General features: G+C 61.7%; 14 protein-coding genes. 13 read left to right on the top strand and 1 reads right to left on the bottom strand.

The features are described 5' to 3' along the window. Positions 1-51 precede the first annotated feature (51 nt). The 13 genes from alg8 to DLD99_RS05095 all read left to right on the top strand — a co-directional run bounded on the left by alg8 (position 52) and on the right by DLD99_RS05095 (position 16,368). On the top strand, positions 52-1,533 hold the full coding sequence (gene alg8 / locus DLD99_RS05155) for a mannuronan synthase (protein ID WP_162803455.1): 1,482 nt from the start codon (positions 52-54) through the stop codon (positions 1,531-1,533). A gap of 35 nt (positions 1,534-1,568) precedes the next feature. After that, on the top strand, positions 1,569-2,738 hold the full coding sequence (locus DLD99_RS05150; RefSeq protein WP_114881484.1) for an alginate biosynthesis protein Alg44: 1,170 nt from the start codon (positions 1,569-1,571) through the stop codon (positions 2,736-2,738). 9 nt (positions 2,739-2,747) lie between these two features. After that, on the top strand, positions 2,748-4,154 hold the full coding sequence (algK, locus tag DLD99_RS05145) for an alginate biosynthesis TPR repeat lipoprotein AlgK (RefSeq protein WP_114881483.1): 1,407 nt from the start codon (positions 2,748-2,750) through the stop codon (positions 4,152-4,154). Beyond that, on the top strand, positions 4,151-5,632 hold the full coding sequence (locus DLD99_RS05140; RefSeq protein ID WP_114881482.1) for an alginate export family protein: 1,482 nt from the start codon (positions 4,151-4,153) through the stop codon (positions 5,630-5,632). Before algK ends, DLD99_RS05140 begins: the two co-directional genes overlap by 4 nt. A 26-nt stretch (positions 5,633-5,658) precedes the next feature. Continuing rightward, positions 5,659-7,245 carry a mannuronan 5-epimerase AlgG gene (algG, locus tag DLD99_RS05135; protein ID WP_085711702.1) on the top strand — a complete coding sequence of 529 codons (1,587 nt, stop codon included), beginning with the start codon at positions 5,659-5,661 and terminating at the stop codon, positions 7,243-7,245. A gap of 10 nt (positions 7,246-7,255) precedes the next feature. Then, positions 7,256-8,707, top strand: coding sequence for an alginate O-acetyltransferase (locus DLD99_RS05130; RefSeq protein ID WP_114881481.1), 1,452 nt, complete (start codon positions 7,256-7,258; stop codon positions 8,705-8,707). 8 nt (positions 8,708-8,715) lie between these two features. Beyond that, complete coding sequence (locus DLD99_RS05125; RefSeq protein WP_114881480.1) at positions 8,716-9,840, top strand: mannuronate-specific alginate lyase; 1,125 nt, start codon at positions 8,716-8,718, stop codon at positions 9,838-9,840. Positions 9,841-9,927: 87 nt separating this feature from the next. Next, the gene (locus DLD99_RS05120) at positions 9,928-11,493 is read left to right on the top strand and encodes an MBOAT family O-acyltransferase (RefSeq protein ID WP_114881479.1); all 1,566 of its coding nucleotides are present in this window, start codon (positions 9,928-9,930) and stop codon (positions 11,491-11,493) included. A 10-nt stretch (positions 11,494-11,503) separates the two neighbouring features. Beyond that, complete coding sequence (locus tag DLD99_RS05115; RefSeq protein WP_114881478.1) at positions 11,504-12,679, top strand: alginate O-acetyltransferase; 1,176 nt, start codon at positions 11,504-11,506, stop codon at positions 12,677-12,679. A gap of 14 nt (positions 12,680-12,693) precedes the next feature. Further along, positions 12,694-13,350, top strand: coding sequence for an alginate O-acetyltransferase AlgF (locus DLD99_RS05110; protein WP_114881477.1), 657 nt, complete (start codon positions 12,694-12,696; stop codon positions 13,348-13,350). A 105-nt stretch (positions 13,351-13,455) separates the two neighbouring features. After that, entirely contained in the window at positions 13,456-14,907 is a 1,452-nt protein-coding gene (locus DLD99_RS05105; RefSeq protein WP_114881476.1) for a mannose-1-phosphate guanylyltransferase/mannose-6-phosphate isomerase, read from the top strand. A gap of 136 nt (positions 14,908-15,043) precedes the next feature. Continuing rightward, positions 15,044-15,508, top strand: coding sequence for a multidrug transporter (locus DLD99_RS05100; RefSeq protein WP_114881475.1), 465 nt, complete (start codon positions 15,044-15,046; stop codon positions 15,506-15,508). Positions 15,509-15,543: 35 nt separating this feature from the next. Continuing rightward, entirely contained in the window at positions 15,544-16,368 is an 825-nt protein-coding gene (locus DLD99_RS05095; protein ID WP_114881474.1) for an SDR family oxidoreductase, read from the top strand. Positions 16,369-16,454: 86 nt separating this feature from the next. Here the strand turns inward: DLD99_RS05095 and DLD99_RS05090 are convergent, their stop codons facing one another. Continuing rightward, positions 16,455-17,321, bottom strand: a complete 867-nt coding sequence (locus DLD99_RS05090) for an efflux RND transporter periplasmic adaptor subunit (protein WP_085698530.1) — start codon at positions 17,319-17,321, stop codon at positions 16,455-16,457. Positions 17,322-17,329 lie beyond the last annotated feature (8 nt).

Below are 17,329 nucleotides of genomic sequence, written 5' to 3'. Positions count from 1 at the left end.
GCCGTGAATCGGCGGGCGGCCTGAAGCCCCCATCACCTTCGGATGACGGTCATGTCCAAGCTCAAACATTTTTTTCTGCAATCCGCCGGCTGGCTTTTGTTTCTGAGCCTGCTGATGGGCCTGGCCCTGATGCTGCCCGAGTCCACGTTCGACTCCGAGTCGAAGGACTTCATTTTCCTGATTGGCGCCGTGGGTATCTGGCGCTACTCGATGGGTGCAACGCACTTTGTGCGCGGCATGATCTTTCTCTACATCGTCTACCCGCACCTGCGCCGCAAGGTTCGCAAGCTGGGCAAGGCGGCGGACCCGTCCCATGTGTTTCTGATGGTCACCAGTTTCCGCATCGACGCGTTGACCACCGCGCAGGTTTACAGCTCGGTGATCCGCGAAGCCATCGACTGCGAACTGCCGACCACCGTGGTTTGCTCCATCGTTGAAATGTCCGATGAGCTGCTGGTCAAGGCACTGTGGGCGCGGATGAATCCGCCGGACCGGGTCAAGCTCGACTTCGTGCGCATTCCCGGCACCGGCAAACGCGATGGCCTGGCCTACGGCTTCCGTGCGATCTCCCGTCACCTGCCGGACGACCGCGCCGTGGTGGCCGTGATCGACGGCGACACCGTGCTCGCCGAAGGCGTGGTGCGCAAGACCGTGCCGTGGTTCCAGATGTTCGGCAATGTCGGTGGCCTGACCACCAACGAATTCTGCGAAGTGCGCGGCGGCTACATCATGAGCGAGTGGCACAAGCTGCGTTTCGCCCAGCGCCACATCAACATGTGCTCGATGGCCCTGTCCAAGCGCGTGCTGACCATGACCGGCCGGATGTCGGTGTTCCGTGCCTCCGTGGTGACCAACCCGGACTTCATCGCCGACGTCGAAAGCGACTCGCTGCAACACTGGCGACTGGGCCGCTTCAAGTTCCTGACCGGCGACGACAAGTCGAGCTGGTTCAGCCTGATGCGCCTGGGCTACGACACCTTCTACGTGCCGGACGCGGCGATCAATACCGTTGAACACCCGCCGGAAAAGAGCTTCATCAAGGCCAGTCGCAAACTGATGTTCCGCTGGTACGGCAACAACCTGCGGCAGAACTCGCGAGCCCTGGGCCTGGGTGTGAAACGCCTCGGCGCCTTCACCTCGGTGGTGCTGTTCGACCAGCGTGTATCGATGTGGACCTCGCTGCTGGGCCTGACAGTGGCGATCATCGCCAGCTTCAAATACGGCGGCGCGTTCATCCTCGCCTACCTGCTGTGGATCGGCATCACCCGCCTGATTCTGACGCTGCTGCTGTCGTGTTCCGGTCACCGCATCGGCCCGGCCTACCCGGTGATTCTCTATTACAACCAGATCGTCGGTGCGCTGGTGAAGATCTACGTGTTCTTCCGCCTCGACCAGCAATCCTGGACTCGCCAGCCCACTTCCCTGACCCGTGATCTCGCCAGCTTTCAACGTTGGTTCAACACCTGGTCGTCTCGGACCATGACCTTCTCCGCCGGCAGCATTTTCGTCGCCGTGCTGCTGATGATGGTCTGACCTGCCCCTCTTGAATTAACAAGGAAATCGCCCCCATGAATACCGCCGTCAACGTCAACGTAGTGCATGAATCCGAAGCCCAGCGCCAGCACGCCCGGGTGAAAATCCCGGCCAAGCTGCGGTTCTTCGGCCCTGACCGCACACCGGTCGAAGCGCGGGTCATCGACCTGTCCGCCGGTGGTCTGGCGTTCAATGCCGGGCAACTGCCGCTGACCGTCGGCCAGGTGTACAAGGCGCGCCTGCAATTCGTCATCGACAACCTCGGCATCGCCATGGACGTTGAACTGCAAGTGCGCTCTTACGACCGCCAGACCGGCCGCGCCGGTTGCCAGTTCCAGAACCTCGAGCCGCAGGACATTTCGACCCTGCGCCACCTGATCACTTCGCACTTGGCCGGCGACATCGTCAGCATCGGCGAAGTGCTGGCGACCCTGCAGCGCGACAACTTCACCAAGGCGCGCAAGGTCAAGGACGGCGGCCACGGCATGACCCCGTTCGGTCGCCTGAAAGCCGTGACCTTCAGCGCCGGTATCTTCGCGATCGGCCTCGTGGCAGCGGGTTTCGTCTTCAAATCGGTGTACAGCATGTATTTCGTCAGCCACGCACAGGCCGGTCTGGTCAGCGTGCCGGGGATGAACATCACCATGCCCCGCGACGGCACCGTGCAGAGCCTGGTGAAGTCCGACGGCGTCGCCGCCAAGGGCGCACCGCTGGCGACTTTCAGCACCAGCATGCTCGACGTGCTCAAGGGCCATCTGGACGAAGATCAACTGCAACCGGCAAAGGTTGAAGAGCTGTTCGGCAAGCAGATGACCGGCACTCTCACCTCGCCGTGCGATTGCACCGTGGCCCAGCAACTGGTGGCTGACGGTCAGTACGCGAGCAAGGGCGACGTGATCTTCACCTTGGTACCGCGCAACACCCAGGCCACCGTCGATGCGCGCTTCTCCTATCGCCAGTTCGGCGACGTGCGTCCGGGCACCCCGGTGAGCTTCCAGATCGCCGGCGAAGACAAGACCCGCACCGGCAAGATCATCAGCAGCACCAGCCTGAAAAGCGCCGACCTGTCCTCCGACATCCGCGTGCAGATCCAGCCTGACGAGCCGCTGGACAGCACCTTCGCCGGCCGCCCGGTGGAAGTGAACAGCGACCGTGGCCCGAACCTGAACTGGCTGATCGACAAAGCCATGGCTGCCGGTCTTTAAGTCGAGGACATGCCCGTGACGAGCCCTATCAGAATCCTGCCGGTCCCGCTGACGCTGGCCATGGCAATCGCTTTGGCCGGTTGCGCCGGCCTGCCCGACCAGCGTCTGGCCAACGAAGCGCTGAAGCGCGGCGACACCGCGACCGCCGCGCAGAACTACCGTGCGCTGGCCGATCTGGGTTACAGCGAAGCTCAGGTTGGCCTTGCCGACATCCAGGTCGACAGCCGCGATCCCGCGCAGATCAAACAGGCCGAGGCGACCTATCGCGCAGCGGCCGATGTGTCGCCGCGTGCCCAGGCCCGACTCGGTCGCTTGCTGGTGGCCAAGCCCGGCTCCACCGAAGCCGAGCATCACGAAGCCGAAACCCTGCTGAAGAAAGCCGCTGCCAACGGCGAAGGCAACACGCTGATCCCGTTGGCGATGCTGTACCTGCAATACCCGCACAGTTTCCCGAACATCAACGCCCAGCAGCAGATCGATCAGTGGCGCAAATCCGGTTACCCGGAAGCCGGCCTGGCGCAGGTGCTGCTGTATCGCACCCAGGGCACTTACGACCAGCATCTGGATGACGTGGAAAAGATCTGCAAGGCCGCACTGCACACCACCGACATCTGCTACGTCGAACTGGCCACGGTCTATCAGAAACGTGCCCAGCCGGACCAGCAAGCCGAGCTGATCAAGCAAATGCAGGCCGGTTACAGCCGTGGCAGCGTCACGGCCCAGCGCGTGGACTCCGTTGCCCGTGTGCTCGCCGACTCGACCCTCGGCAAGACCGACGAAAAAACCGCGCAATCGCTGCTCGAACCGATCGCACCGGGCTACCCGGCCTCGTGGGTGACGCTGGCGCAACTGCTCTACGACTTCCCGGAACTGGGCGACGTCGACCAGATGATGAAGTACCTCGACAACGGCCGCGCCGCCGATCAGCCCCGCGCCGAGCTGTTGCTGGGCAAGCTCTACTACGAAGGCAAACTGGTGCCGGCCGACGCGAAAGTCGCCGAGGAACATTTCCAGAAAGCCGTCGGCCGCGAAGTCGCCGCCGACTACTACCTCGGCCAGATCTACCGCCGTGGCTACCTGGGCAAGGTCTATCCGCAGAAGGCTCTCGACCATCTGCTGACTGCCGCGCGCAACGGCCAGAACAGCGCCGATTTCGCCATTGCCCAGCTGTTTTCCCAAGGCAAGGGCACCCAGCCCGACCCACTCAATGCCTATGTGTTCAGCCAGTTGGCCAAGGCGCAAAACACCCCGCAAGCCGATGAACTGGCGACCACCCTCGCGGCGCAATTGCCCCCCGAGCGCCTGGCCGAAGCCCAGCGCCTGTTGCAACAGGAACAGGCCAGCCGTGGCGCCCTGAATCAGAACACGCTGCAACTGCACGCCCTGCAAGAAGAAGACGGCGAGGAAAAATTATGAAGTTGAATCCATTCGTGAAGGCCGGCATTGGCCTTACGTTCGCGCTGATCTGGTCTTGCCCGACACTGGCCGCGATCACTGAAACCAAGAACTTCGGCCTCGAAGTGAAAATCACCGGCCAGTCCGAAGAGGACCGTGATCTGGGCACCGCGCCCGGTGGCGACGTCAACGGCGTCGGCCTGGATCTGCGCCCATGGATCTACGGCGAAAGCGGCGCGTGGAGCGCCTACGCCATGGGCCAGGCCGTGACCTCGACCGACATCATCGAGACCGACACCCTGCAACAGTCCGACGGTGCCGAAACCACCGACAGCGGTGATCGCAAGACCAAGAAAAACTACCTGGCGATGCGTGAATTCTGGGTCGGCTACAGCGGCCTGACGCCCTACCCCGGCGAGATCCTCAAATTCGGTCGCCAGCGCCTGCGCAACGACGACGGCCAGTGGCGCGACACCAACATCGAAGCGCTGAACTGGACCTTCGACACCACCCTGCTGCGCGCCAACGCCGGTGTCGCCGAACGCTTCAGCGAATACCGAACCGACCTGAAAGAGCTGGCGCCGAAAGACAAGGATCGCTTGCACGCCTACGCCGATGCAGCGTATCAGTGGACACCGGGCAACTGGGTCGGCATTCGCGGCCATCACACCCACGATGACGGCAAACTCGATTACGCCGAACCGGGTGTGCCCCGCGACACCCTCGACAAAACCCAGAACGGCGATATCAGCTGGCTCGGCCTGACCGCCGACAGCGACGCCTACAACTGGCGCAACACCAACACCGTCAACTACTGGGGCAGCATCACCGGCATGAGCGGCGACCGCGATACGGTCAACCCGTTGAACGCCGACGGTACCCGCCCGGTGCAGGCCAAGCGCAGCGAAGACATCAACGGATGGGCCACCGACATCGGCGTGCGCCTGCGCCTCGATCCGCAATGGCAGGTCGGTGCGGCCTATGCCCGCGCCAGCGCCGATTACCAACAGAACGGTCTGGAGAGCAACCGCTCCAACTACACCGGTACTCGCTCGCGGGTTCACCGTTTCGGCGAGGCGTTCCGGGGCGAAATGAACAACATGCAGACCGCCACGCTGTTCGGATCCTGGATGCTCAACGACCAGTACGACGCCAGCCTGATCTACCACAAGTTCTGGCGCGTGGACGGCAACAAGCCGGTGGGCAGCAACGGCATCAACGCGGTGGAAAACAACACCGACGACGTGACCGGCGCAATCCTCTCCAGCACCTCGCTGCCACTGCAGGACGGCAACAAGGATCTGGGCCAGGAGATGGATCTGGTGGTCACCAAGTACTTCAAGCAAGGCCTGCTGCCGGCGGCGCTGAGCCAGTCAATCGACGAGCCTTCGGCCCTGGTGCGTTTCCGTGGCGGCGTGTTCAAGCCGGGTGACGCCTATGGCAGCCAGGTCGATTCGTACATGCACCGCGCGTTCATCGACGTGATCTGGCGCTTCTGATGCAAACCGCGAAGGGAGTGCCCGACATGAACAACCCAAGGAAAGGCTCGCTCAGCCTGTTGGCCGGCGCAATGCTGCTGGCCTCGACTGGCGCCTTCGCCACCGTCGAACCGGCGGCCCCTCAACCAGGCAAGCCCGTCACCATCGCCAAGGAGCTGCAACAGGCCAAGACCTACACCGTCAGCAGCGCACCGACCGAGGCGCTGGAGCTGGCCAAGCCGAAACTGCCCGACCTCTCCGGCTTCACCGCAGAGGCCGCTGCCGCGAAGATCGTGCGCAGCAAACCGGGCAAGATCAGCGTGCGCCGGATGATGCAGGAAGACGCCCTGAAGGACTTCATCGGCGGTGACAACAAGATGGCCGAATGGGTGGTGCGTCAGCACGGCATCCCGCAGGCGATCTTCGTCGACGACGGCTACATGAACCTGAAAGAGCTGGCGCAGAAACTGCCAAAACAGTACTTCAGCGAAACCTCTCCGGGCGTGTATCTGGCGAAATTGCCGATCGTCGTGGGCCGCAAAGGCATCCTCGAAATCGACGGCCAGACCCAGGAACTGCGCCTGTCCCAGGAGGCCGGTTCGTTCCTGGTCAACGACGGCCAGTTGTTCGTGCGTGACACCAAAGTCACCGGCTGGCGCGAGAAGGACAACGGCCCGGCGACTTTCCGTTCGCCGAAGGAATTCCGCCCGTTCCTGCTGGCCTGGGGCGGCACCGAGACCTACATCGTCAACAGCAAGATGGCCAGCTTCGGCTACGCCAACAGTAAGTCCTACGGCGTGAGTATTTCCCAGTACACGCCGAACATGGCCAAGGTGCTCAAGCGTCCCGAGCCGACCGGCTGGATCGTCGGTTCCGAATTCTCGGACATGTGGTACGGCTTCTACTGCTACGAGACCCGCGACTTCGTGGTCAAGGGCAACACCTACAAGGACAACATCGTCTACGGCATCGACCCCCACGACCGTTCCCACGGTCTGATCATTGCCGAGAACACCGTCCACGGTACGAAGAAGAAGCACGGGATCATCATTTCCCGTGAGGTGAACGACAGCTTCATCTTCAACAACAAAAGCTTCGACAACCACCTCTCGGGCCTGGTGATCGACCGTAACAGCGTGAACAACATCGTTGCCTACAACGAGATCTACAAGAACCACACCGACGGCATCACGCTTTACGAGTCCGCCGACAACCTGCTGTGGGGCAACAAGGTCATCAGCAACAAGCGCCACGGCATCCGCATTCGTAACAGCGTGAACATCCGCCTCTACGAAAACATCGCCATGGCCAACGGCCTGACCGGCGTCTACGGCCACATCAAGGACCTGACCGACACCGACCGCGACATCAAGCTCGACCCGTTCGACGCCCAGGTTTCGCTGATCGTGGTCGGCGGTGAACTGGCAGCCAACGGCAGCGGCCCGATGGCCATCGACTCGCCGCTCAGTGTCGAGCTGTACCGCGTGTCGATGCTGGCGCCGACCAAATCCAGCGGCATCAGCTTCAACGGCGTCCTGGGTGACCGACAGGATGAAATTCTCGACCTGCTGGTGCGCCAGCAGAAAGCCGTGCTGATCGACCCTGTCGAACGCCAGACCGAAATGCGGGACTGAGGATAATTTTATGCACCCACACCTGATCAAATTACTCAGCCTGTCGGCCCTGACCGTGGGCATTCTGGCGGCCAGCAATAGCGCCCGCGCAGATGAAGTCCAGCCACCGAAATTCACCGCCGAACCCTGCTGCAGCCTGTGCCCGGCCGCCCATGACGCGAAGAACTACACCACGCGTTATCAGCAGAACTTCACCACGCTGGTGCAAGCCCAGGGCGACTGGTTGTTCCGGACCCAGGAAGACCTGCGCACCGAGTTCAACACCACCCCGGCCGGCTACAAGCGCCTGCAACAGCTGCACGATGCGTTCAAGGCCAAGGGCGTCGAACTGGTGATCGTCTACCAGCCGACCCGTGGCCTGGTGAACCGCAACAAGCTCAATCCAGCAGAAAAAGCCGCGTTCGATTACGAGAAAGCGCTGGGCAACTACAAGACCATGCTCGGCCGTTTCGCGCAGATGGGTTACGTGGTGCCGGACCTGTCGCCCCTGACCAACGAATCGCTGCCCGACACCCTGCCCGCCCACGATTTCTACTTCCGTGGCGACCAGCACTGGACGCCGTACGGTGCGCAGCGCACGGCGAAAATCGTCGCCGAGAAGGTCAAGCAGATCCCGGCCTTCGCCGACATTCCCAAACGTGAATTCGAAACCAAACGCTCCGGGCGCATGGGCAAGACCGGCACCCTGCACAACATGGCCGGACAACTGTGCGGCACCAGTTACGCGATCCAGTACATGGACCAGTTCACCACCGAGCCCAAAGGCGAAGCCGGTGACGGCGATCTGTTCGGCGATTCCGGTAATCCGCAGATCACCCTGGTCGGCACTTCCCACAGCGGCAAGAACTACAACTTCGCCGGTTTCCTCGAAGAAGCCATCGGCGCCGACATTCTCAACGTCGCCTTTCCCGGCGGCGGTCTGGAAGGTTCGATGCTGCAGTACCTGGGCAGCGACGAATTCCAGAAGACGCCGCCGAAAATCCTCATCTGGGAGTTCTCGCCGCTGTATCGCCTCGACCAGGAAACCATCTATCGCCAGATGATGTCCCTGCTCGACAACGGCTGCGAAGGCAAAGATGCGCAAATGTCCGCCAGCACCACGCTCAAGCCCGGCGGCAAACAGGAACTGCTGGTCAACAGCAAGAACCTGAACCTGCAGAACAGCGGCCATCAGGTCGACATCCGCTTCGCCGATCCATCGGTGAAGAAACTGCAAGCCACCCTCTGGTACATGAACGGTCGCCACGAGGACATCAAGATCGAGAAACCGGAAACCTCCGACACCGACGGTCGTTTCGCCTTTGAGTTGCGCACGGACGAAGACTGGGCCTCGCAGAACCTGCTGGCGGTCGAAGTCCAGGGCCCGGATGCGGGCACCGCGCCACAGAAAGTCGAAGCGAAAATCTGCAAACGCAACGTATTCCCGGGCGCTGGGCAACAAACCGCTCAGGTCGGGCAATGAGGTCTGCCATGCGAAACCGAACGATCAAACATCTGCTTGCGCCATCCCTGCTGACCCTGGCGATGTTCGCCGGGGCCACTCAGGCCGCCGCGCCACTGCGTCCGCCTCAGGGCTACTTCGCCGCTGTGGATAAATTCAAGACCGGCGACAAGAGCGAAGGCTGCGACGCGATGCCGGCGCCCTACACCGGGCCGCTGCAATTTCGCAGCAAATACGAAGGCTCGGACAAGGCCCGCGCCACGCTGAACGTGCAGTCGGAAAAAGCCTTTCGCGACACCACCAAAGACATCACCACGCTGGAACGCGGCACCGCCAAACGCGTGATGCAGTTCATGCGCGACGGTCGTCCGGAGCAGTTGGATTGCACGCTGAACTGGCTGGCTACTTGGGCTCGGGCGGATGCATTGATGTCCAAGGACTTCAACCACACCGGCAAGTCGATGCGCAAATGGGCGCTGGGCAGCATGGCCTCTTCGTACATTCGCCTGAAATTCTCCGACTCCCATCCGCTGGCCCAGCACCAGCAGGAAGCGCAGTTGATCGAAGCCTGGTTCAGCAAGATGGCCGATCAGGTGGTCAGCGACTGGGACAACCTGCCGCTGGAGAAAACCAACAACCACTCCTACTGGGCCGCCTGGTCGGTGATGGCGACGTCCATCGCCACCAACCGCCGCGACCTGTTCGATTGGGCGGTCAAGGAATACAAGGTCGGCGTCAATCAGATCGACGCCGACGGCTACCTGCCGAACGAACTCAAGCGCCAGCAACGCGCCCTCGCCTATCACAACTACGCCCTGCCGCCGCTGGCGATGATTGCCAGTTTCGCCCAGGTCAACGGTGTGGATCTGCGTCAGGAAAACAACGGCGCGCTGAAGCGTCTGGGTGACCGGGTGCTGGCCGGGGTGAAAGACCCCGAGGAGTTCGAGAAGAAGAACGGCAAGGAACAGGACATGACCGATTTGAAAGAGGACATGAAATTCGCCTGGCTCGAGCCGTTCTGCAGCCTCTACACCTGTTCGCCGGATGTGCTGGAGAAGAAGCACGGGATGCAGCCGTTCAAGACGTTTCGACTGGGTGGCGACCTGACCAAGGTCTACGACCCGTCCCACGAGAAAGGTAACAAGGGCAGTTAGTCGCAGATCGTTTCACCCCTCCAGCACCACGGGGGGTTTGGGGGGGCTTTGGCCCTTGACTGTTGGTTCAAACATGGAGAGATCGGGATGGTATTTTCATCCAACGTGTTCCTGTTTCTGTTCTTGCCGATCTTTCTCGGCTTGTACTACCTGAGCGGGCAACGCTATCGCAACCTGCTGCTGCTGATCGCCAGCTACGTGTTCTATGCGTGGTGGCGGGTGGACTTCCTGGCGCTGTTCGCCGGCGTCACCCTGTGGAACTACTGGATCGGCCTCAAAGTCGGCGCCGCCGGCGTGCGCACCAGACCGGCCCAGCGCTGGCTGTTGCTCGGCGTGGCGGTGGATCTGTGCATCCTCGGCTACTTCAAGTACGCCAACTTCGGCGTCGACAGCATCAACGCGATGATGGCGTCGGTCGGTCTCGAGCCGTTCATCCTGACCCACGTGCTGTTGCCGATCGGTATCTCGTTCTACATCTTCGAGTCGATCAGCTACATCATCGACGTGTATCGCGGCGACACCCCGGCCACCCGCAACCTGATCGACTTCGCGGCGTTCGTGGCGATCTTCCCGCACCTGATCGCCGGGCCCGTGCTGCGTTTCCGTGACCTGGCCGACCAGTTCAACAACCGCACCCACACCCTCGACAAGTTCTCCGAGGGCTGCACACGGTTCATGCAGGGTTTCATCAAGAAGGTGTTCATCGCCGACACCCTGGCCGTGGTCGCCGACCATTGCTTCGCCCTGCAGAACCCGACCACGGGTGATGCCTGGCTCGGCGCGCTGGCCTACACCGCGCAGCTGTATTTCGACTTCTCCGGCTACAGCGACATGGCGATTGGTCTGGGCCTGATGATGGGTTTCCGCTTCATGGAAAACTTCAAGCAGCCGTACATCAGCCAGTCGATCACCGAGTTCTGGCGCCGCTGGCACATCAGCCTGTCGACCTGGCTGCGTGACTACCTCTACATCACCCTCGGCGGTAACCGCAAAGGCACGCTGATGACCTATCGCAACCTGTTCCTGACCATGCTGCTCGGTGGTCTGTGGCACGGCGCGAACATCACCTACATCGTCTGGGGTGCGTGGCACGGCATGTGGCTGGCGATCGAAAAAATGCTCGGCCTCAACACCTCTCCGCGCAGCCTCAACCCGATCCGCTGGGCGCTGACCTTCCTGTTGGTGGTCATGGGCTGGGTGATTTTCCGTGCCGAGAACCTGCACGTCGCCGGGCGCATGTACGGCGCGATGTTCAGCTTCGGCGACTGGTCGCTGTCGGAACTCAATCAGGCCAGCCTCACCGGTCTGCAGGTCGCAACCCTCGTTGTGGCCTACGTGACCCTGGCGTTCTTCGGCCTACGTGATCTGTACACCAATCAGCCTCCGGTCAAAACAAAACCTGCGGTCAACGTCGAGTCCGATGGCCCTGCCGCAGCGACCCCGGGCCTGATCAAGGCTGCCCCCGGCGAAAACCCGGCGAGCATCCACGAACCTGGCTACACCGTCGGCGTCGACGCCCAGGTGCAACCGGCGTACTGGACGGCGGACTGGTCGCGCTACGTGATGCGCGGGCTGATCCTGCTGCTGTTCATCGCCTCGATTCTCAAACTCTCGGCGCAAAGCTTCTCGCCGTTCCTTTACTTCCAGTTCTGAGGGATCTGACATGACCCGCTCATTACGCATCTTCTACATCGCGCTGTTTCTGGTGACCCTGCTGGTGCTCGGTCTGTGGTCGGTGCGCAGCTTCTTCGGCTTCAGCACCAACGCCGACGCGACGGTGCTCAACGGTCGCTGGACCAAAGCCGTGGAAACCCATTACGACGATGAATTCCCGATCAAGCGTCTGGGCACCAACCTCTGGGCCGCGCTGGATTTCAAACTGTTCAACGAAGGTCGTCCGGGCGTGGTGCTCGGTCGCGATCAGTGGTTGTACAGCGATGAGGAATTCAACCCGATCGTCAACGAAGAGCTGAACCTGCAAGGCAACTACGCGCTGGTCGAAGGCGTGCGCCAGACCCTGAAAGAAAAAGGCGTGAAACTGGTGATGGCGATCGTGCCGGCCAAGGTTCGCCTGTACCCGGAACACCTGGGTGAAGTGAAGCCGGCGAGCATCCACGCCAACCTTTATCAGGACTTCCACGCCCGTGTCGCGGCCGACAAGATCCTCGCCCCCGACCTGCTCGGCCCGCTGCAAAAAGCCAAGCAGAACGGACAGCAAGTGTTCCTGCGCACCGACACCCATTGGACCCCGGAAGGCGCCGAAATCGCCGCCAACACCCTGGCGAAGACCATCGCTGAAAAATTCCCGCTCAGCGGCGAGCCGCAGCGCTTCGTCACTACGCCGGCGGAGAAGGTCACGCACAAGGGCGACCTGCGTCTGTTCCTGCCGCTGGATCCGCTGTTCGAAAACCTGATGCCGGCGCAAGAGCCGCTGCAAAAGCGCAACACCGTGGCCGCTACCGAACAGCCTGCCGGTGACGACGCGCTGTTCGCCAACAGCGAAGTGCCGGTCGCGCTGATCGGCACCAGCTACAGCGCCAACCCCAACTGGAACTTTGTCGGTGCGCTCAAGCAAGCGCTGCACAGCGACGTCGTCAACTACGCCGAGGACGGCCACGGCCCGATCCTGCCGATGCTCAGTTACCTGAAAAGCGATGACTTCAAGAACAGCCCGCCACAGGTGCTGATCTGGGAGTTTCCTGAACGATATCTGCCTGTGAACAACGAAATCGGCGACGCCGACCCGCAGTGGATCGCAGAGCTTAAACAAGCCGGCGCGCGCCAACAAAACGTAGCAATCAACACTAAATCCGAGACGCCCGATCGGGCGCAAAACTGAAAGAGAGGTACACCATGACTTTCACTACAACTCCTCGTCGTCTCGCCAAACGCATTGCTCTGGTCGCTGGCCTCAGCGTGCTGTCGGTCCAGGCCTTCGCCGGTGGTGACGCTGCGCTGTACGGCCCGACCGCACCGAAAGGCTCGACCTTCGTACGGGTCTACAACGCCAGCAACGCTGAAGTCAGCGCCACCGTCGGCAGCACCAATCTGAGCGACGTTGCACCACTGGCCAGCAGCGACTTCAGCTTCATGCCGGGCGGTGACTACAGCGCCAAGATCGGCAGCCAGACCCTGCCGGTAAAACTCGCCGGTGACCATTACTACACCCTGGTCAACAACGCCTCCGGCGCACCGCAACTGATCGAAGAACCGCCGTTCAAGAACAAGCAGAAATCCCTGGTGCGCGTGCAGAACCTCAGCGACAAGCCGCTGACCCTGAAGACCGCCGACGGCAAGACCGACGTGGTGCCGAACGTGGCCGCCAAGGGCCGTGGCGAGCGTGAAATCAACCCGGTGAAAGTCAGCCTCGCGCTGTACGAAGGCGACAAGAAAGTCGGCGACGTGAAACCGGTCGCCCTGGAGCGCGGTGAGGCAGCGGTGCTGTACGTCACCGGCAACGGCAGCAACCTGTCGCCAGTCTGGGTGAAGCGCCCGGTGTCGACCCGCTAAGCACATGAAACCGGGCAGCCGTCGCTGCCCGGCACGGAATAACAACAAGAGTGAAACGACACAGGCTCGTGGCTCTAACCCAATCGATTTTATGGAGTAAACAATATGATTCCGGTGATCTTGTCAGGTGGTAGCGGTTCACGTCTTTGGCCGCTTTCGCGCAAGCAGTTTCCCAAGCAGTTCCTCGCCCTGACCGGCGAACACACACTGTTCCAGCAAACCCTCGAGCGTCTGGTGTTCGAAGGCATGGACACCCCGATCGTGGTCTGCAACAAGGATCACCGCTTCATCGTCAACGAACAGCTGAGCAACCGGAACCTGGAATGCCAGCGCATCCTGATGGAGCCGTTCGGCCGCAACACCGCGCCGGCCGTGGCGCTGACCGCGATGATGCTGGTCAATGAAGGTCGCGACGAACTGATGCTGGTGTTGCCGGCCGACCACGTTCTCGAAGACCAGAAAGCCCTGCAACGTGCGCTGGCCCTGGCCACCGTGGCGGCAGAAAACGGCGAGATGGTGCTGTTCGGCGTGCCGGCCACCAAACCGGAAACCGGTTACGGCTACATCAAGTCCACAGGCGATTCGCTGCTGCCGGAAGGCGTAAGCCGCGTTTCGCACTTCGTGGAAAAACCCGACGTCAAACGCGCCACCGAGTACGTCGAGTCCGGCGGTTACTACTGGAACAGCGGCATGTTCCTGTTCCGCGCCAGCCGCTTCCTCGAAGAGCTGAAAAAACACGATCCGGACATCTACGACACCTGCCTGCTGACCCTGGAGCGCAGCACTCAGGATCCGGACACCATCACCTTCGACGAAGCCACCTTCGCCTGCTGCCCGGACAACTCCATCGACTATTCCGTGATGGAAAAGACCCAGCGCGCCTGCGTGGTGCCGTTGTCGGCGGGCTGGAGCGATGTCGGCTGCTGGTCGTCGTTGTGGGAAGTCAACGAGAAGGACGCCAACGGCAACGTCAGCAAGGGCGACGTGGTGATCCAGGACAGCAAGAACTGCATGATCCACGGCAACGGCAAACTGGTGTCGGTGATCGGCCTGGAAAACATCGTGGTGGTCGAAACCAAGGACGCCATGATGATCGCCCACAAGGACAAGGTCCAGGGCGTCAAGCAGATGGTCAACACGCTCAACGAGCAGGGCCGCAGCGAAACCCAGAACCACTGTGAGGTCTACCGTCCGTGGGGTTCCTACGACTCGGTGGACATGGGCGGACGCTTCCAGGTCAAGCACATCTCGGTCAAACCGGGTGCGTGCCTGTCGCTGCAGATGCACCACCACCGCGCCGAACACTGGATCGTGGTCAGCGGCACCGCCGAAGTGACTTGCGACGAGAACGTGTTCCTGCTCTGCGAAAACCAGTCGACCTATATCCCGATCGCCTCGGTGCATCGCCTGCGCAACCCGGGCAAGATCCCGCTGGAAATCATCGAAGTGCAGTCGGGTTCGTACCTGGGTGAAGACGATATCGAGCGCTTCGAGGATATCTACGGTCGCTCCACCCCGATCGAACGCGGCGTGTCGGTGAAAACCATCGCGCAGTGATCGCTCTGTAATTAAAAGCCCCCGTCCAGCCCGCTGCGTCCCCTATCCGCAGCGGGTTGGGCGGGGGCTTTTTTTTTCGCCAACCTCATTCAGGCTTAGGTAGGATGAAGCTTCCCTGCCCACGAGGTTTCGCGACATGTTCATCGGCGTCTTGTTGGTCATCACCTGGCTGATCCTGCTGTTGCGCTATCCGGCCAAGGCCTTGCCGGTGTCGATGGCTGCCGCTGTCGGCCTCGGGTTGGTGGCGATGTGGGTGGTGTGGCTGGACAATCGCGAGGTCAAGCAACTGGCGCGGCTCGAGTTGCGCATCACCTATGCACCCGGGCAGTGCCCGGCGGATCGCCCGTTGCAACTGAAGATGAACAACGGCAACGACGTGCCGCTGACCGAACTGCGCTGGCATATTGCAGCTTATGCGCCGGGCGACACGGTGAATCTGGCCGACAATCAATACGCCGCCCCACGCTATCGCGGCCCCGGCGAACTGCAGGCCGGCGGTAATTGGGAAGACTGCTTGCCGCTGCCACCGCTGCGTCCCGGTTATCGCCCGCAAACCCTGGAGTTTCGCGCCGAGCGATTGCAGGGTAGTTTCTCCGACTGATCCCCTCCCCTCACACTTTGCACAAGGAATGCGCCATGCCCGTTGCGTTGATTACCGGTTGTTCCAGCGGCATCGGCCGCGCCCTCGCCGATGCCTTCAAAGGCGCTGGCTACGAGGTCTGGGCCAGTGCGCGCAAGGCTGAAGATGTCGCCGCGCTAAGCGCCGCCGGATTCACGGCGGTGCAGCTCGATGTCAACAACAACGCAGCACTGGAACAACTCGCCGAGCGGATCAACCAGCAACACGGCGGCCTCGACGTACTGATCAACAATGCCGGTTACGGCGCCATGGGGCCGCTGCTCGACGGCGGCGTGGCGGCCATGCAGCGCCAGTTCGAAACCAACGTGTTTTCGATCGTCGGCGTGACCCGAGCGCTGTTCCCGGTGCTGCGCCGGGCCAAGGGATTGGTGGTGAATGTCGGCAGTGTTTCCGGGGTGCTGGTCACACCGTTCGCTGGTGCGTATTGCGCGTCGAAAGCGGCGGTGCATGCGTTGAGCGATGCGCTGCGCATGGAGCTGGCGCCGTTCGGGATTCGCGTGATGGAAGTACAGCCGGGGGCGATTCAGTCCAGCTTCGCCAAGAATGCCGGGCACGAGGCCGAACAACTGATCAACGAACAATCGCCGTGGTTTCCATTGCGTGAAGGCATCCGGGCGCGGGCCAAGGCGTCCCAGGACAAACCGACGCCGGCCAGCGAATTTGCCGCCGAGCTGCTCAAGGCTGTGCAGCAAAGCAAGCCGCCACGGCTGATCCGCATCGGCAATGGCAGCCGGGCGTTGCCGTTGCTGGCGACCTTGCTGCCGAAAGGCTTGCTGGAGTCGACGTTGATGAAGCGCTTCGGCTTGCGCGGGCAGCTTTGAAATACAGGGCGTGACGCAGAGCGTCACAGGATGCATTCCCACGCAGAGCGTGGGAACGATCAGGCGAATGGCTACCACTCGGTCTGTCAGTTATCCACAGCGCCCTGCTTCACCACCACGGTGCAGGTAATCCCCGCCGCCAGCAGCACACCTTCCGGCACTTCATCGATATGAATCCGCACCGGCACCCGTTGCGCCAGGCGCACCCAGTTGAAGGTCGGGTTCACATCGGCGATCAATTCACGGCTTTCCGGGTTATCACGATCGTAGATGCCGCGGGAAATGCTTTCCACATGCCCCTTGAGGACTTCGCCACTCATCAGTTGCATGTCGGCTTTGTCACCGACGCGCACGTGAGGCAGTTTGGTTTCTTCGAAGAAGCCGTAGACCCAGAACGAGTTCATGTCGACCACCGCCATTTTCGCTTCGCCGATACGCGCGTAGTCGCCGCGATGCACATTGAGGTTGGTCACGTAGCCGTCCACCGCCGCCCGCACTTCGGTGCGTTTGAGGTTGAGTTCGGCGGCTTCCAGTTGCGCCTGGGCCTGTTGGTAATCGGCCAGTGCCGAGTCTGCGATGTTGCTGGCGTCGTCGCGGTTTTCCTTGGAGATCACCAGGTTGTCCAGATCGGCGCGGCGGTGGGCGTTGACCTTGCGCATCTCCCACGTGGCCTTGCGCGAAGCCACCAGCGACTGCGCCTGTTTCACCGCCAGGCGATAGTGCTCGGGGTCGATCTGCATCAGCAGATCCCCCTTCTTCACCAACTGGTTGTCACGTACCGGCACGTCGACCACTTCACCGGTGACGTCGGCGGCGACGTTGATGATGTCGGCGCGCACCCGACCGTCGCGGGTCCACGGGGTGTTCATGTAGTGCTCCCACAACGTGCGGCCGATCCACAGCGCCAGGGCCAGCACCAGCAGGGTCGCGAGCAGGCTGAAAAACTTTTTCATCAGAACGT

It is taken from the genome of Pseudomonas kribbensis, assembly GCF_003352185.1.
Taxonomy (GTDB): Bacteria; Pseudomonadota; Gammaproteobacteria; order Pseudomonadales; family Pseudomonadaceae; genus Aquipseudomonas; species Aquipseudomonas kribbensis.
This window is presented reverse-complemented; position numbering and strand designations above follow the sequence as displayed.

Coding starts and splice junctions, on each gene's coding strand:
- DLD99_RS05100 (WP_114881475.1), top strand. CDS start 15,044: ATGTTCATCGGCGTCTTGTTGGTCATCACCTGGCTGATCCTGCTGTTG.
- DLD99_RS05115 (WP_114881478.1), top strand. CDS start 11,504: ATGACCCGCTCATTACGCATCTTCTACATCGCGCTGTTTCTGGTGACC.
- DLD99_RS05150 (WP_114881484.1), top strand. CDS start 1,569: ATGAATACCGCCGTCAACGTCAACGTAGTGCATGAATCCGAAGCCCAG.
- DLD99_RS05125 (WP_114881480.1), top strand. CDS start 8,716: ATGCGAAACCGAACGATCAAACATCTGCTTGCGCCATCCCTGCTGACC.
- DLD99_RS05130 (WP_114881481.1), top strand. CDS start 7,256: ATGCACCCACACCTGATCAAATTACTCAGCCTGTCGGCCCTGACCGTG.
- DLD99_RS05090 (WP_085698530.1), bottom strand. CDS start 17,321: ATGAAAAAGTTTTTCAGCCTGCTCGCGACCCTGCTGGTGCTGGCCCTG.
- DLD99_RS05105 (WP_114881476.1), top strand. CDS start 13,456: ATGATTCCGGTGATCTTGTCAGGTGGTAGCGGTTCACGTCTTTGGCCG.
- algK (WP_114881483.1), top strand. CDS start 2,748: ATGCCCGTGACGAGCCCTATCAGAATCCTGCCGGTCCCGCTGACGCTG.
- DLD99_RS05120 (WP_114881479.1), top strand. CDS start 9,928: ATGGTATTTTCATCCAACGTGTTCCTGTTTCTGTTCTTGCCGATCTTT.
- DLD99_RS05110 (WP_114881477.1), top strand. CDS start 12,694: ATGACTTTCACTACAACTCCTCGTCGTCTCGCCAAACGCATTGCTCTG.
- alg8 (WP_162803455.1), top strand. CDS start 52: ATGTCCAAGCTCAAACATTTTTTTCTGCAATCCGCCGGCTGGCTTTTG.
- DLD99_RS05140 (WP_114881482.1), top strand. CDS start 4,151: ATGAAGTTGAATCCATTCGTGAAGGCCGGCATTGGCCTTACGTTCGCG.
- algG (WP_085711702.1), top strand. CDS start 5,659: ATGAACAACCCAAGGAAAGGCTCGCTCAGCCTGTTGGCCGGCGCAATG.
- DLD99_RS05095 (WP_114881474.1), top strand. CDS start 15,544: ATGCCCGTTGCGTTGATTACCGGTTGTTCCAGCGGCATCGGCCGCGCC.